At 65.8% G+C, this 15,741-nt stretch carries 14 protein-coding genes; 11 read left to right on the forward strand and 3 right to left on the reverse strand.

The genetic code is table 11. From position 1 onward, the window contains the following. Window positions 1-127: 127 nt before the first annotated feature. The 9 genes from DES47_RS22240 to DES47_RS22280 all read left to right on the forward strand — a co-directional run bounded on the left by DES47_RS22240 (window position 128) and on the right by DES47_RS22280 (window position 7,518). Window positions 128-964: an MBL fold metallo-hydrolase gene (locus tag DES47_RS22240; RefSeq protein ID WP_133703062.1), complete on the forward strand. Its 837-nt coding sequence runs from the start codon at window positions 128-130 to the stop codon at window positions 962-964. 42 nt (window positions 965-1,006) lie between these two features. After that, window positions 1,007-2,170, forward strand: coding sequence for an alkane 1-monooxygenase (locus DES47_RS22245; RefSeq protein ID WP_133702966.1), 1,164 nt, complete (start codon window positions 1,007-1,009; stop codon window positions 2,168-2,170). 149 nt (window positions 2,171-2,319) lie between these two features. Then, on the forward strand, window positions 2,320-2,895 hold the full coding sequence (locus DES47_RS22250; RefSeq protein ID WP_133702967.1) for a cytochrome b: 576 nt from the start codon (window positions 2,320-2,322) through the stop codon (window positions 2,893-2,895). Then, window positions 2,892-3,473 carry a YceI family protein gene (locus DES47_RS22255; RefSeq protein ID WP_133702968.1) on the forward strand — a complete coding sequence of 194 codons (582 nt, stop codon included), beginning with the start codon at window positions 2,892-2,894 and terminating at the stop codon, window positions 3,471-3,473. The genes DES47_RS22250 and DES47_RS22255 overlap by 4 nt, the downstream gene beginning before the upstream one ends. Before the next feature lie 40 nt (window positions 3,474-3,513). Beyond that, entirely contained in the window at window positions 3,514-4,086 is a 573-nt protein-coding gene (locus DES47_RS22260) for a YceI family protein (RefSeq protein ID WP_133702969.1), read from the forward strand. 5 nt (window positions 4,087-4,091) lie between these two features. Next, window positions 4,092-4,679: a YceI family protein gene (locus tag DES47_RS22265; RefSeq protein WP_133702970.1), complete on the forward strand. Its 588-nt coding sequence runs from the start codon at window positions 4,092-4,094 to the stop codon at window positions 4,677-4,679. A gap of 178 nt (window positions 4,680-4,857) precedes the next feature. Then, window positions 4,858-6,231 (forward strand): sensor histidine kinase, encoded by a 1,374-nt coding sequence (locus DES47_RS22270; protein WP_133702971.1) that lies wholly within the window; start codon window positions 4,858-4,860, stop codon window positions 6,229-6,231. Continuing rightward, window positions 6,228-6,614, forward strand: coding sequence for a hypothetical protein (locus DES47_RS22275; RefSeq protein WP_133702972.1), 387 nt, complete (start codon window positions 6,228-6,230; stop codon window positions 6,612-6,614). The genes DES47_RS22270 and DES47_RS22275 overlap by 4 nt, the downstream gene beginning before the upstream one ends. Window positions 6,615-6,657: 43 nt before the next feature. After that, window positions 6,658-7,518, forward strand: a complete 861-nt coding sequence (locus DES47_RS22280) for a LytR/AlgR family response regulator transcription factor (protein ID WP_133702973.1) — start codon at window positions 6,658-6,660, stop codon at window positions 7,516-7,518. A 46-nt stretch (window positions 7,519-7,564) separates the two neighbouring features. On the opposite strand, the gene DES47_RS22285 is transcribed toward DES47_RS22280, so the two are convergent. Then, window positions 7,565-8,221, reverse strand: coding sequence for a PEP-CTERM sorting domain-containing protein (locus DES47_RS22285; protein WP_133702974.1), 657 nt, complete (start codon window positions 8,219-8,221; stop codon window positions 7,565-7,567). Window positions 8,222-8,280: 59 nt separating this feature from the next. Continuing rightward, the gene (locus DES47_RS22290) at window positions 8,281-8,958 is read right to left on the reverse strand and encodes a lysoplasmalogenase (RefSeq protein ID WP_166652124.1); all 678 of its coding nucleotides are present in this window, start codon (window positions 8,956-8,958) and stop codon (window positions 8,281-8,283) included. Between the two features lie 177 nt (window positions 8,959-9,135). Here DES47_RS22290 and DES47_RS22295 point away from each other — a divergent pair, with 177 nt between their 5' ends. Beyond that, window positions 9,136-10,029, forward strand: a complete 894-nt coding sequence (locus DES47_RS22295) for an ABC transporter ATP-binding protein (RefSeq protein WP_133702976.1) — start codon at window positions 9,136-9,138, stop codon at window positions 10,027-10,029. A gap of 13 nt (window positions 10,030-10,042) precedes the next feature. Continuing rightward, window positions 10,043-13,642 (forward strand): ABC transporter permease/M1 family aminopeptidase, encoded by a 3,600-nt coding sequence (locus DES47_RS22300; RefSeq protein ID WP_133702977.1) that lies wholly within the window; start codon window positions 10,043-10,045, stop codon window positions 13,640-13,642. A gap of 6 nt (window positions 13,643-13,648) precedes the next feature. Here the strand turns inward: DES47_RS22300 and DES47_RS22305 are convergent, their stop codons facing one another. Next, window positions 13,649-15,718, reverse strand: coding sequence for an ATP-dependent helicase (locus DES47_RS22305; protein WP_133702978.1), 2,070 nt, complete (start codon window positions 15,716-15,718; stop codon window positions 13,649-13,651). Window positions 15,719-15,741: the final 23 nt, after the last annotated feature.

Below are 15,741 nucleotides of genomic sequence, written 5' to 3' on the forward strand. Positions count from 1 at the left end.
TGCTGCTGTTTATCAATCAAGTCGGCACAAATAAAGTTCAGTCCATCGCAACACGACTGGTACCACCATGAACCACCTGCCCCGCCTCTTCAAGCAAATCGGCCTCACCGCCGCCCTCGCCACCGCCATGGTCGCCGCCGATGCGCAGACCGCGGCCGCCCCGGCGCCGCTGGAGCTGAAGGTCATCAACCACGGCCCGGCCAGCTTCCATGTCAACTCGGTGCTGGTCACCGGCGCCAAGGAGGCGATCCTGCTGGACGCCGGCTTTACCCGCGCCGACGCGCTGCGCGTGGCTGCCGCCGTGCTGGACAGCGGCAAGAAGCTGAGCACCATTTACGTCAGCGCCGCCGACCCGGACTACTACTTCGGCCTCGAAGTGCTGCGCCAGGAATTCCCGGAGGCGAAGATCGTCACCACCGCGCCGACGCTGAAGAAGATCGAGGCCTCGCTGCCGACCAAGCTGCAGGTCTGGGGCCCGCGTCTGGGCGCAAATGCCCCGCGCAAGCCGGTGCTGCCCGAGCTGATGACCGGCAACACCCTGCAGCTGGAAGGCCGCACGCTGGAAGTGCGTGGCCTGGACGACAGGCTGGCCCATCGCAGCTATGTGTGGATCCCGTCGATCAAGGCGGTGGTCGGCGGCGTCAATGTGTTCGGCGGCCTGCATGCCTGGACGGCTGACACGCAGACAGTGGCGGAGCGCGCCGCCTGGGTCGCCAAGCTGGACGGCATTGCCGCGTTGCAGCCCGCCATCGTAGTGCCCGGCCATATGTTGCCAGGCACAGCGCAGGACGCCTCGACGGTGAGCTACACCCGGGCCTATCTGCAGCGCTTCGAGGCCGAGCTGCCCAAGGCCGCCAACGCCGCCGCGCTGATCGCGACGCTGCAGGCCGCCTATCCCCAGGCGGGTCTGGGCATTGCGCTGGACATCGGCGCCAAGGTCAACAAGGGCGAGATGAAGTGGTAACCCTGGCTTGACCGGGAGCCGGAGCGGGATCAGCATCTGCGGATGAACACCGCCGCCCCACCCCGCCTGCCCGCACGCCCCTGGCGTGATGGCAAGCGCCGGTGGTGGCTGCTGTCGCCGGCCTTTCCGGGCCTGGTGTGGCTGAACCTGATCCAGTACCAGACCACGGGCCAGGAATACTGGCTGTGGGTCAGCAGCGCGGTGATGTACATCCTGATCCCGCTGCTGGACCTGCTGCTCGGCGCCGATGCCAGCAACCCGCCCGCCGAGGCCATGGCCGGCCTGGAGCGTGACTTCTGGTATCGGGCCATCGTCGTGGCCTTCATTCCCTTCCAGTTCGCGCTGACGGTGCACGGCGCCTGGATCGCCGCCACGCACGACCTGACCCTCATCGGCTGGGCCGGGCTGATACTCAGCGTCGGTGGCATCAACGGCGTGGGCATCAACACCGCCCACGAGCTGGGCCACAAGCTGCCGCGCTGGGAGCGCTGGTTGTCGCGCATCGCGCTGGCGCCGGTGGCCTATGGGCACTTCTATGTCGAGCACAACCGCGGCCACCATCTCCATGTGGCCACGCCGCAGGACCCGGCCAGCTCCCGCATGGGCGAGAGCTTCTGGGCCTTTCTGCCGCGCACCCTGATCGGCAGCGTGGCCTCGGCCTGGGCGCTGGAAGCGACCAAGCTACGCGCCAGGGGCCTGGCCGCCTGGCACTGGCGCAATGAATGCCTGCAGGCCTGGAGCATGACGGTGCTTCTCTTCGGCGGCCTGTGCCTCTGGCTGGGCTGGGGCGTGCTGCCCTTTTTGCTGATACAGGCTTTTTACGGCGCCTCCTTGCTGGAGGTGGTGAACTACATCGAGCACTACGGCCTGCTGCGCGAGCTCGATCCGCGGGGCCGGCCGGTGCGCTGCGCGCCCGAGCATTCGTGGAACTCCAGCCATGTGGTTTCGAATCTGTTCCTGTACCAGTTGCAGCGCCACAGCGACCACCATGCCCACCCGGGCCGGCGCTACCAGGCCCTGCGGCACTTCGAGCAAAGTCCGCAACTGCCCTCTGGCTACGCGGCGATGCTGTTGCTGGCCTATCTGCCACCGCTGTGGTTTGCGGTGATGGACAAGCGCCTGCTGGCGCACTATGGCGGCGACGTGAGTCGCGCCAACCTGCAGCCCTCGCGCCGCGCTGCGCTGATGCGCCGCTACGGGCGGTAACTCTTTCTTTCGCGGGCAGCGGAACCACCGGCACGGGTGCCGGTCGGAGCCCATCGTTCAAATCATGTGAACCCAGGGGTCAAGCAGGGTGAACCGCCAAAGCGTGGCGCCGGCCGACACTTCAGTCACCGAATCAGAACCCCAGCCCGATGAACACCATCTCCACCCAGTCAACGCGCTACACGCCGGTCGCCATGGCCTTTCACTGGCTGCTGGCCGTGGCCATCGTGATCTCGCTCGGCGTCGGCCTGTACATGGTGGAGCTGCCCTTCTCGCCGGGTCGGCTCAAGCTCTACAACTGGCACAAATGGGCCGGCGTGACGATCCTGACCCTGTCTGCCCTGCGTCTGCTTTGGCGCCTGACGCACCGCCCGCCGGCCGACCTGCCCGCCCCGGCCTGGCAGAACAAGGCCGCGCACCTCACCCACGGCCTGCTCTATCTGCTGTTCTTCGCGGTGCCGCTGTCCGGATGGGCCTACAGCTCGGCGGCGGGCTTCCCCATCGTCTGGTTCGGCCTGCTGCCACTGCCCGATCTGATGGGCGTGGACAAGGCGCTGGCCGAGACCATCAAGCCGCTGCACGGCATTCTGGCCAAGGGCCTGGCCGCCCTGGTGCTGCTGCACATTGCCGCGGCGCTGAAACACCAGTTCATCGATCGCGACGGGTTGCTCAAGCGCATGCTGCCCGGCCGCGGCTGGAACCCACCCATACAGAGACCATCATGACTTCACTGAACTCCAAACTGCTGTTCGGCAGCACCCTGCTGCTGGCCCTGGCCGGAGCCGCCTGGGCCCAGGCCAAGCCCGCCGTGCTGGTGCCCGCGCAAAGCGACGTCAGCTTCACCAGCAAGCAGATGGGCGTGCCGGTGGACGGCAAGTTCAAGCGCTTCGATGCCCAGATCGCCTTCGACCCGAAGAAGCCCGAGACCGGCAAGGTCGCCTTCACGATCGACATCGCCAGCGCCACCCTGGGCGCCCCCGAGTTCGACGCCGAGCTGGCCAAGGCGGCCTGGTTCGATGCCAAGAAGATCCCGCAGGCCAGCTTCCAGAGCAGCGCCATCAAGGCCAGCGGCCCGGGCAAGTTTGACGTGACCGGCAAGCTGAGCATCAAGGGCCAGACCCGCGACATCACCGTGCCGGTGACGATCGCCCAGGCCGGTGCCGTCAGCACCGCCACCGGCGCCTTCGCCATCAAGCGCCTCGAATTCAAGATCGGCGAGGGCGAATGGTCCGACACCTCGATGGTCGCCAACGACGTGCAGGTCAAGTTCAAGCTGACCCTGAACGGCCTGGCACCGCTCTGATCCCTTTTCCATCCCAACCCTTCTGCAACGAGAATCACCCATGAACAAGACCCTGATCGCTGCCGCCCTGCTGAGCCTGGCCACCCTGGCCCAAGCCGAGACCGTCAACTACACGATAGACCCGACGCACACCTTCGTCGGCTACGAGATCTCGCACTTCGGCACTTCGACGAATCGCGGCCGCTTCGACAAGAAGGAAGGCACCGTGCAGCTGGACCGCGCAGCCAAGACCGGCAAGGTCGAGCTGACGCTGGACATGATGGCCGTCAACACCGGCGTCGCGCCCATGGACAAGCATCTGCAGAGCGACGATTTCTTCTCGTCGGCCAAGTTCCCGACCGCCAAGTTCGTCGGCGACAAGTTCACGTTCAACGGCGACAAGGTCACCGAAGTGGCCGGCACCCTGACACTGCGCGACAAGACCCTGCCGGTGACGCTGAAGGCCACCAACTTCAATTGCTACCAGAACCCGATGTTCAAGCGCGAGGTCTGCGGCGGCGACTTCGAGACCACCATCATCCGCAGCCAGTACGGCATCAACTACGGCCTGAACTGGGGCTTCCCGGACGCCGTGCGCCTGGTGATCCAGGTCGAAGCCGTTCGCCAACAGTAAGTTCGATGACGCGCGGGCCGGCCCGGCTGCTGTTCTGCCTGGTCTGGCCCTGCGCGCTCGCGGCCCAGCCGGTGACCTACCGGCTCGACCCGCTGCACAGCACCGTGCAGTTCGAGGTCTCGCACTTCAAGACGTCCACCCTGCGTGGACGTTTTGCCATGCTGAACGGGCTTGTGACCCTGGACGCCGCCGCCCAGCGTGGCGAGGTCGGCCTGAGCGTTGACACCGCCACGGTGGACACCGGCCTGAAGGTGCTCGACGCCCGGCTGCGCCAGCCCGATCTGCTTGACAGCAGCGGCCACCCCCAGGCCTGGTTCGTGGCCAGCCGGTTTGCCTACAGCGACGGTCGCGTGGATGAGGTGCGAGGCGAGTTCACCTTGCGCGGCATCAGCCAGCCGCTGGCCCTGAAGGCGCTGCGCTTTGCCTGCCGCCAAGATGAGCGGCTGAAGACCGAGGTCTGCGGCGGCGACTTCGAGGCCACGCTGCTGCGCAGCGAGTTTGGCGCCACCTTCGGTCTGCCCTTTGTCGGAGACAAGGTCCGACTGCTGATTCAGGTCGAGGCCCTTCGCGACCCGGATTTGCCGCAGAAATGACAAATTCGTGACATCGGGCGCCAGCGCCCGCACCGACTGTCTGCCATTCGTGCAGCCTGTTCCCCGACCTGGGCACTACATCGCCTGGCCGTCGTGCCCCTGCCCCCCCTGCCGGTACAGTGCAAACCAGTCCTGATGAAACCAGTCCCCGGATTGCAATGAACAAGGCCCCGCTCCGATGAACGCGCAGTACCCCTCCAAGCCAGCCCCGGTTCACGGTTGGCAGCGCTTCGCCAGCAATGTGATGCGCGGCTTCCATGTCTATGCCAGCTGGCTGGTCAGCATCACCTGGACGCGCTTTGTACTGCTGTCGCTGCTGCTGCTGATCGCATCGAGCATCCTGCAAGACCTGCCACCGTTCACCTGGCGCATCGACGAGCAGGTCGAGGAAGTACCCGTCAAGGCGGCCAAACCACAGAAACCGGCCAAGATCGAGAAAGCCGCGAAGCCGGAAAAGGCCGCCAAGCCCAGCAGCCCGTCCGTTCACTACGACGTGACCATAGACGAGCGAGGCATCCGCGTGCTGCCGCGCGGCGCCGCCAGCGCCCCCGAGGGTGCGGCATCCGAGGCCTCCAAGCTGCCGTCAATACGCATCGACCTGCCCAGCTCGCCCGACCGGGAGGCGATCAAGGAGGCCGTCGAAGAGGCACGCCAAGCCGTTCAGGAGGCGCTGGACGACAAGCAGCAGGCCATCGAGCAGGCCCAGCAGGCGCTTGAAGAGAAGCAGCGCAGCTTCGAGGAGATGCAGGCCGCCGAGCCTGGTACCCGCCGCCGGGTGCGGGTGGTGCGCTTCGGCGACTTCCTGATGCAGCTGTCCCTGCTGCTGATTCTGGGCTCGGTGATCATCAAGGTCACCTACAAGGGCCGCATCCAGGCCGAGGTCAAGGCCGCCCAGGCCACCGAGACGGCCGAGGCCGAGTCGCTGAAACGCCAGGTCGTCGAGGCGCGGATGGCGGCCATGCAGGCCCAGGTCGAGCCGCACTTCCTGTTCAACACGCTGGCCTCCATCGATCATCTGATCGAGACCGACCCGCCACGCGCCTCGATCATGCAGAAGAACTTGATCGCCCTGCTGCGCGCCTCGATGCCGACGATGCGCGAGGCCAATGCCACCGGCGTGCGCGACCTGGGCCGCGAGCTGGCTGTGATCAAGCCGTATCTTGAGATCCTCAAGGTGCGCATGGAAGAGCGGTTGATGACCGACATCCAGGTGCCCGAGGGCCTGCTCTCGGCCGAGTTCCCGCCGATGATGATCCAGAGTCTGGTCGAGAACGCGATCAAACATGGCCTGGAGCCCAAGGCCGAGGGCGGCACCCTGACCGTCAAGGCCGAGATCGTGCACGGCAAGCTCTGCGTCACCGTGGCCGACACCGGCCTGGGCTTTGGCAAGGCCGCCACCGCCGGCACCGGCGTGGGCCTGGCCAATATCCGCGAGCGCCTGCAACTGCTCTATGGCAACAAGGCCACCTTGGCGGTGACCGAAAACTCGCCGTCCGGCACGGTGGTCAGCATCAGCGTGCCTTACAGCGCCAGAGAAGGAGTGTTTGCATGAAATCACTGCTCAAGTTCATCTTCGGCGCCGCCATCGTGATGGGGCTGCTGACCCTGGCCTTCGGCCTGCTGGTCACCGTCAATCTGTTCACCATGCCGGACATGAATGTGACCATCAACGGCTGGGACCTGCCCGTCACCGAACTGCACCCCGGCCACCTGCTGATGGGCGCGATGGGGATTGCCATCGCCGCCGTGGTCATCGTGGTGGTGGTGCCTCTGTCGCTGATTCTTGGCCTGGCCCTGCCGCTGCTGATGCTGGCCCTGGGCCTCGGACTGGGGGTGCTGGCCCTGGTGGGCGTGGGCGCGCTGGCGTTGTCACCGGTGCTGATACTGCTGCTGCCGCTGATCTGGCTGGCGCGGCGGAATCGGGTCAAGCGCTGACCCGGATCGGCATCCGGGCCACGAATACCGCTACGATTCGGCCATGAACGACGTACTCCAATCCAATTCCGCCCCGCGCGCCGTGCTTGCCGACGACGAACGCCTGATGCGCGAGCAGCTGCGCGCCCGCCTGGCCGAGGTCTGGCCCGAGCTGCAGATCGTTGCCGAGGCCAAGAACGGCATCGAGGCCGTGCAGCTGGTGGCCGAGCACAAGCCTGACCTGGTGTTCCTGGACATCCGCATGCCCGGCATGACAGGCGTCGAGGCGGCCCGCGAGATCGCGCAGTTGCCGGACAACGAGCAGAACGAAGGCGGCGACTGGCCGGACTGCGAGATCGTCTTCATCACCGCCTATGACCAGTACGCCATCGAGGCCTTCGAGCAGGGGGTGGTGGACTATGTGCTGAAGCCCGCCGAGCGGGAGCGCCTGACCATCACCGTGGAGCGCATCCGCAAGCGTCTGGCCCAGCGCCATGACCATCAAAACGGCGCCGACACCGCCACCACCGATGCGCCGCCGCCCCAGCTGCAGCAATTGCTGCACCGCTTGTCACAGCAGCTGAAGCCGACCGGCACTCAGCCGCTGAAGTGGATACAGGCCACCGTCGGCCAGGCCATACAGATGATTCCGGTCGACGATGTGCTGTTTTTCATCTCCGACGAGAAATACACCCGGGTGCAGACCGCCACCATCGAGGCCCTGATACGCAAGCCGATCAAGGAACTGGTCGATGAGCTGGACCCGGAGCAGTTCTGGCAGATCCACCGCTCGACCCTGGTCAACACCAAGGCGATTGCCGGTGTGACCCGCGACCTGCGCGGCCGCCAGATGGTCGGCATCAAGGGCCTGAACGAGAAGCTGGAAGTGAGCCGCAGCTACACCCACCTGTTCAAAGGGATGTAATGCCCTCGACTGACTGGGGCGGTACTTCGGCCGGCCAGGATCAACTTCAGCCGCGCCGCCGCGCCCAGCCCGCCACCCCCAACAGGCCCAGGCCCATCAAGGCATAGGTCGATGGTTCAGGGACGGCATTGATGGCGACCGCCACATTGTCGATGCCGATGGCCTCGTCGCCGCCGCCCTGCGAGTTCGGGAAGGCAAAGCTGATGACCGCCGAGGCGCCGCTGTGCGCCAGCGTCAGGGACACCGCCCGGGCGCTGTCCACAAAGCCAGCGTTATTGCCGCGATCCGCGTTGTTCTCGACGATCACCGTGCCCGGGCCCAGTGAAAGCCCGTTCGGCGTGCCGTAGTTGCCGAACAGCTGGCTGATGACAGGGTTGCCGTCCACCATCACGACGATCATGTCGCCGTAGGGGAAGCTGCCGGGATTGCCATCAACGCTGTCCCACAGCGCCAGATCGAAGCTGAGCGTCAGCGTGGTGTGGAACGCCAGCGACGACAGGCTCAGCAGGCTGGCCGACTGCGTCGCATTGAACAGATGCTGGGCACCAAATCCGAAACTGCCCAGGCCGGCCGTTCCCGCCACAAACCCCGCGCCGCTCCAGGCGGCGTCCGCGCCGGACTCGAAGTCCTGGGTATAGACAGTGGCGGCCTGGGCAGCCCCAGACAACAGCACAGCAGCGGCGAGCATGGGCAGGGTTTTCATCAGGGCACTCCGGGGTCGCAGATGTCTCATCCTGATCCGACCAAACGCCGCGTCAATCCCTAGGAAGCGGATCGCGAGCGTGCCAGCCCGGACGCGATGCACCACTGCGCAGCCCAGTAGGTGCTCAGCACCCAGACGCTGGCCAGCGGCAGCGGCCCGGCGAATTTGTTGGTGGCCAGAAACGCGTCCGAGATCACGAACAACAGGCCGCCCAGGGCCAGCACGGCATGGCGGCGCGCCTCTGCGGTGCCGCGTGCACGCCAGCCAACCACCGCCGCCTGGGCACCCATGGCGCTCAGACACAGCACATAGGCCAGCACCGGCACGCGCAGCGCCTCCGGCACACCGGACCACAGGCCGCTGAGGATGCCGCCGGCAAGCAAGGCATAGAACACAAATGGCCAGGGCCAGGCTGCAAGGCCTTGCAGCCGCGTGAAGGCCCACAGATAGCAGAGATGGGCGATCAGAAAGGCCACCAGCCCCGGCAGAAAGCCCTCCTTGGGCCACATCAGCGCGATGTCGCCGACCAGCGAGAACCACAGCCCGGCCAGTACCCAGCGGCGCAGCTGCGGTGTGGCCCGCCCGCGCTGCATCGCATGGGCGATGATCAGCAGCGTGGTCAGCGGCTTGGCGACATAGCCCCATTCGCGCGGCAGCCACAGGCCGCTCTGGGACAGGATTGCGATCAGCGCGCAGAGCGCCGTCAGCGGGGCCAGCAGTCGGTAGGAGATAGGCATGCCCGATTCTGGGCAGGTCATCGCCGGGACTCAATTGCCGATTACACCGACAGCCGCTCATGCGCCCTATCGTGCAGCCCATTCGCACAATGGTGCCGTCTCTCGCAAGCCGCTCGCGCTCGACGCCTTTGCCAAAGAAACTCGGCCACTTCAGAAAAACACCGGAGGACCTCCACCATGCTCAAGCTCACAGGCCTGACCCATGTCTATGCCAACGGCACGAAGGCGCTGGACAACGCCACCCTCGACATTCCCAAGGGCATGTTCGGCCTGCTGGGCCCCAACGGCGCCGGCAAATCCACCCTGATGCGCTGCATCGCCACGCTGCAGACCCCCAGCGCCGGCAGCATCCAGTTCGGTGACATCGATGTCATCAAGCAGCCCGAGCGGCTGCGCGCCACGCTGGGCTATCTGCCGCAGGACTTTGGCGTCTATCCGCGCGTCTCGGCCTATGACCTGCTGGATCATCTGGCCGTGCTCAAGGGCATTGCCGGCAAGGGCGAGCGCCGCGACACCGTGGAAACCCTGCTCACCCAGGTCAACCTCTGGGAAGTGCGCAAGAAGGCCGTGGCCGGCTACTCGGGAGGCATGCGCCAGCGCTTCGGCGTGGCCCAGGCGCTGATCGGCAAGCCGCAGCTGATCATCGTCGACGAGCCCACCGCCGGCCTGGACCCCGAGGAGCGCAACCGCTTCAACAACCTGCTGGCCGAGATCGGCGAGAACGTGGTCGTCATCCTCTCGACCCATATCGTCGATGACGTGGCCGATCTGTGCCCGAGGATGGCTATCATCAACCAGGGCCGCATCGTGCAGACCGGGGCCCCGCAAGACCTGACCCGAGAACTGCAGGGCCGGGTCTGGCGCCGCGCCATCGAGTCGGCCCGCCTAGGCAGCTACCAGGCCGAAATGAATGTGATCTCGAACCGCCTGCGCGGCGGCCAGACCGTCATCCATGTGCTGGCCGACACCGTGCCGGCGGCAGGCTTCGAGCCGGTCGAGGGCGGCCTCGAAGACCTGTACTTCGCCACGCTGGTGCAGTCGCGCCGCAGTACAGCAGCTGCTGCAGCCTGAAGGGGATCAGGCCATGCTCACCCAAATCGCCGCCTTCGAGGCGCGCTACCAGCTGCGCTCGCCACTGTTCGCGGTCGCCTTCCTGCTGTTCTTCCTGCTGACCTTTGGTGCCGTCACGATCGAGGACATCCAGATCGGCGCCAAGGGCAATGTCAACGTCAACGCGCCCTACGCCATCCTGCAGACCGTCGGGGTGATGAATTTCCTGGCGATCTTCATCGTCACCGCCTTCGTCGCCAACGTCGTGATACGCGATGACGAGACCGGCTTCGCACCGATCCTGCGTGCCACGCAGATAGGCAAGTTCGACTATCTGGTCGGGCGCTTCATCGGCGCCTTCGCGGTCGCCTTCCTGGTCACCTGCGCGGTGCCGCTGGCCATGATCATCGGCTCCTGGATGCCCTGGCTCGATGCCGAGAAGGTCGGTCCCATGGTGCTCTACCACTACGCCTGGGCACTGCTGGTGTTCGGCCTGCCGACCCTGCTGGTGATGAGCGCCGGCTTCTTCGCCCTGGCCACTGCCACCCGCTCGATGATGTGGACGTACGTCGGCGTGGTGGCCTTCGTCGTGCTGTTCGCCCTCAGCCGCGGGCTGCTCAACGAGCCGCGGCTGGACACGCTCTCGGCCATGGCCGACCCGTTCGGCGTTGGCGCGCTGACCCGCATCACCAAGTACTGGACCGCCGCCGACCGCAACACCCTGCTGCCGGCGCTGGCCGGCGTGCTGCTATGGAACCGCCTGCTCTGGCTGGCCATAGGCGCGGCGCTGTTCGCGCTGGCCTATGGCCTGTTCCGCTTCGAAGTCAAGGGCAGCAAGGCCGAGTCGGCCAAGCCGAAGAAGAAGCCGGCCGCCGATCCGGCTCCGGCTCTGAAGCCATTGGCCGACGCAACGGCCAGCGGCCACGCGCGATGGCTGCAGTTCATGGCCCTGACCCGCTTCGACATGGCCTTTGTGTTCCGCAGCCCGGCCTTCTTCGTGCTGCTGGCCCTGGGCATCTTCAATGCTGTGGCCGGCCTGAGCCTGACCGGCGAGACCCGCGGCGTGCACTACCTGCCGGTGACGCGTGCCGTGGTCGAGGCGCTGCTCGGCAGCTTCAACATCATCCCGACCATCATCGCCGTCTACTATGCCGGCGAGCTGGTCTGGCGCGACCGCGAGCGCCGCATCCACGAGATCGTCGATGCCACCGCCGCGCCGAGTTGGGCGTTTTTGGTACCCAAGGTGCTGGCCATCACCCTGGTGCTCTTGGCCACCCTGCTGGTCGGCACGCTGACCGGCGTGCTGTTCCAGCTCTTTCACGGCTACACCCACATCGAGCCGCAGGCCTATCTGCTGTGGTTCCTGCTGCCCAGCCTGATCACCGCCTTTCTGCTGGGCGTGCTGGCTGTGTTCGCCCAGGCCCTGGTGCCGCACAAATTCGTCGGCTGGGCGCTGATGCTGGTCTATTCGGTGATCGGCACCAGCCTGGCTGCGATGGGCTTCGAGCACAAGCTCTACAACTACGCCGAGACGGCCGCCGTGCCGCTGTCCGACATGAACGGCATGGGCCATTTCTGGATAGGCCGGGCCTGGCATCAGGGCTACTGGCTGGCCTTCGCGGCCATGCTGCTGGTGCTGACGCATCTGATGTGGCGCCGTGGCGCGGCCACCGAGCTGCGCCCCCGACTGGCCCGTCTGCCCGCCCGGTTGAAGGGCGTGCCCGGCGCCCTGCTGGGCTTGAGCACCCTGGCCTGGATAGGCAGCGGCGTCTGGATCTACTACAACACCAACATCCTCAACCGCTATGTGACCCAGCCCGATCGGGAACAATGGCAGGCCGATGCCGAGAAGGCCCTGCTCGCCTACGAGGATCTGCCCCAGCCGACAATCACCCATGTGACCTTGAAGGTCGATCTGTTCCCGAAGCAGATACGCGCCGTGGCCGAGGGCAGCTATCTGCTCGAGAACCGCAGCGGCAAGCCACTCGATGCCGTGCACGTGCGGCTGGACCCCGATCTGAAGCAGCAGCTGCTGCAGCTCGAGGGCGCCACTCTGCAGAAGGAGTACAAGACCTTCGGCTACCGCATCTACGCGCTGGCCAAGCCGATGCAGGCGGGCGAGCAGCGCAGGCTCGCCTTCAAGACGGAGCTGGCGGAGCCCGGCTTCGTCAACGGCCAGCCGCTGACGCAGATCGTCGCCAACGGCACATTCCTCAACAACTTCGCGCTGACGCCGGTGTTGGGCGTGAACCGCCAGATCTTTCTGCAGGACCGCAGCAAGCGCCGCAAGCACGGCCTGCCGGCCGAGCTGCGCGTGGCCAGGCTGGAAGACGAGGCCGCCAACACCCACCACTATCTGCGCCATGACAGCGACTGGGTGACGGCCGACATCACGCTCAGCACCGATGCCGACCAGACCCCGCTGGCACCGGGCTACACGGTCAGCGACACCATCGCCAACGGTCGCCGCACCCTGGTGACCAAGACCGAGGCGCCGATCCACAACTTCTTCTCGCTGCAGTCGGCGCGCTACGAGATCCTGAAGGAGCCCTGGACGGCCAAGGACGGCAAGCCGGTCGAGCTGAGCGTCTACTTCCACCCAGCCCATGCCGGCAATGCGCCGCGCATGCTGGCGGCGATGAAGACCTCACTGGACCTGTTCAACCAGTCCTTCTCGCCCTACCAGTTCCGCCAGGCGCGCATCCTGGAGTTTCCGGCCTACGAGCGCTTTGCCCAGGCCTTCGCCAACACCGTGCCCTATTCGGAGGCGATAGGCTTCATCCAGGACTTTGACGAGAGCAAGAGCGACGAGAACATCGACCTGGTGACCTATGTCACCGCCCACGAGATCGGCCATCAGTGGTGGGCGCACCAGGTGGTGGGCGCCGACAAGCAGGGCATGACCCTGCTGTCGGAGTCCTTCGCCCAGTACTCGGCCCTGCTGGTGATGGAGAAGCTCTACGGCCGCGATCAGCTGCGCAAATTCCTGAAGCTGGAGCTGGACCGCTATCTGCGCCTGCGCAGTGCCGAAACGGTGGAGGAGCTGCCGCTGGCCCGCGTCGAGAACCAGGGCTATGTGCATTACCGCAAGGGTGCGCTGACAATGTACTGGCTCAAGGAGGTGATCGGCGAGGCGGCCGTGAACCGCGCGCTGCAGAAGCTGTTGGTGCAGTACGCGTTCAAGTCCGCGCCCTACCCGGCCTCGACCGACTTCCTGCGCATCCTGCGCACCGAGGCCGGCCCCCAGCATGAGCAGCTGATCACCGACCTGTTCGAGAAGATCACGCTCTACGACCTGAAGGCGACAGATGCGAAGGCGAAGAAGCGTGCCGACGGCAAATACGAAGTGAGCTTCAGCGTCGAGGCCAAGAAACTCTATGCAGACGGCAAAGGCAAGGAGACCGAGGCACCGCTGGCCGAGGGCTTCGAGATTGGCGTGTTCACCGCCGAGCCGGGCAGACCAGGCTTCGGCAAGGCCTCGGTGCTGATGCTGGAACGCCGCGCATTGAAATCCGGCAAGCAGCAGTTCACACTGGTGCTGGATCAGGAGCCGAAGTGGGTGGGCGTCGACCCGTACAACATGCGCATAGACCGCAACTCGGACGACAACCTGAGCAAGGTCGAGATGAACTGACCTGTTTCAGAGAGCAGGAGCCTGCGCCGCCTTGTCGGCCAGCTTCTGCACCATCTCGGCACGCAGGCGCTTCAGCTTCTCGCGCGGGTCTTCCCGGGTGCTGGCCTCGTGCAGCTTCATCTCCAGCACAAAGCGGCTGGGAATGCCCTGCACCGTGTCGCGGCCCTTCTTGCGCCGGCGCAGCACGCTCACGGCCAAGGTGGTGCGGGCGCGGGTGATGCCCACATACATCAGCCGGCGCTCTTCCTCCAGGCGCTCTGGCGTCATATCCTCGTCTTCACTCTTGAACGGCAGCAGGCCCTCGTTGACGCCGGCCAGCACCACGTGCGGCCACTCCAGGCCCTTGGATGCGTGCAAGGTGGACAGGGTGACCTGATCCTGGTCGTCGCCGCGTTCGGCCAGGGAGATGATGACGCTGATGGTCTGCGCCACCTCGAGCACCGTCTGCTTCGGACTCTCGAAGGTGCCACTGTCCTGGGTGATCTGGCCGCCGCAGCGCTTGGCCATCCAGTCGACGAAGTCGAGCACATTCTTCCACTTGGCGGCTGCGACCTTCTCGCTGTCCTCGCCATCGTAGAGATGCTGCTCGTAGCCTATGTCCTTCAGCCATTCCAGCAGCAACACGCGGGCATCCTCGGCCCCCGAAGTGTGGCGGGCGCGGTACTCGAGGTCATTCACATAGCGACCGAACTCGTGCAGCGAGCCTATCGCCCGCGCATTCAGCGCCGTGCCCAGCGACTCGGCGAACAACGCCTCGTACATGCTGAGCTTCCACTTGCCGGCGAACTCGCCTAATGCGCCCAGCGTCTGATGGCCGATGCCGCGCTTCGGAGTGGTCACCGAGCGCAGAAAAGCCGGGTCGTCGTCCTGGTTGACCAGCAGGCGCAGCCAGCCGCACAGGTCCTTGATCTCGGCGCGGTCGAAGAAGCTCTGACCGCCCGACACCTTGTACGGAATCTCCGCCCGGCGCAGCGCCTGCTCGAAGATACGCGCCTGGTGATTCGCGCGGTAGAGGATGGCGAAGTCGCTGTACTGCACCTGGCCGCCCTGGGCCCGCTGGGCCTGGATGCGGGCCACCGCGCGCTCGGCCTCGTGCTCCTCGCCGTCGCACTCCAGCACCGCCACCGGTTCACCGTCGCCGAACTCGCTCCACAGCTTCTTCTCGAAGATCTTCGGGTTGCTGGCGATGACGTTGTTGGCCGCGCGCAGTATCGAGCTGGTCGAGCGGTAGTTCTGCTCCAGCGGAATCACCTTCAGGTTCGGCCACTCGGTGGGCAGGCGCTTCAGGTTCTCGATCGTCGCGCCGCGCCAGCCGTAAATGCTCTGGTCGTCGTCGCCCACGGCGGTGAACATGCCGCGCTTGCGCTCATCGGGGTTGTCCACCAGGGCCCGCAGCAGCTCGTACTGCACGGCATTGGTGTCCTGGTATTCGTCCAACAGCACATAGCGCAAGGTATCCTGCCATTTGCCGCGGGCCTCGGCATTGGTGGTCAGCAGGTGCAGCGGCAGGCTGATCAGGTCGTCGAAGTCCACTGCCTGGAAGGCCGCGAGCCGGTCCTCGTACAGCTTCATCACGCGCACGGCCACGCGCTCGTCGTCATCGGCGGCTATTCTTGCCGCGCGTTCGGCGTTGAGCCCCTGGTTCTTCCACAGGCTGATCGTCCATTGCCAGCGCTTGGCCTGGGCGATGTCGGTGCTGCCGCCGGCGTCCTTCAAGACGTTCAGCACGTCATCGCTGTCGAGAATGGAAAACTTCTCCTTCAGCCCCAGATGCACGCCGTCCTCGCGCAGGATGCGCACGCCCAGCGAGTGGAAGGTGCTGATCGCCAGGTCCTTGGCCGCCCGCGCGCCGACCAGGTTCTTGGCCCGCTCGCGCATCTCCTGCGAGGCCTTGTTGGTGAAGGTGATGGCGGCGATGTTCTTGGCCGCATAGCCGGCCTGCAGCAGCCGCGCGATCTTGTGCGTGATCACGCCGGTCTTGCCCGAGCCTGCACCGGCCAGCACCAGGCAGGGGCCGCCGAGGTAGTGCACCGCCTCCATCTGGGCGGGGTTGAGTGAGTGGGGTGTGTTGGCCATGGTCTTCCTGAAGGGCCGCGCAT

This window comes from Roseateles toxinivorans (assembly GCF_004362525.1).
In the GTDB taxonomy this organism is placed as follows: domain Bacteria; phylum Pseudomonadota; class Gammaproteobacteria; order Burkholderiales; family Burkholderiaceae_C; genus Paucibacter; species Paucibacter toxinivorans.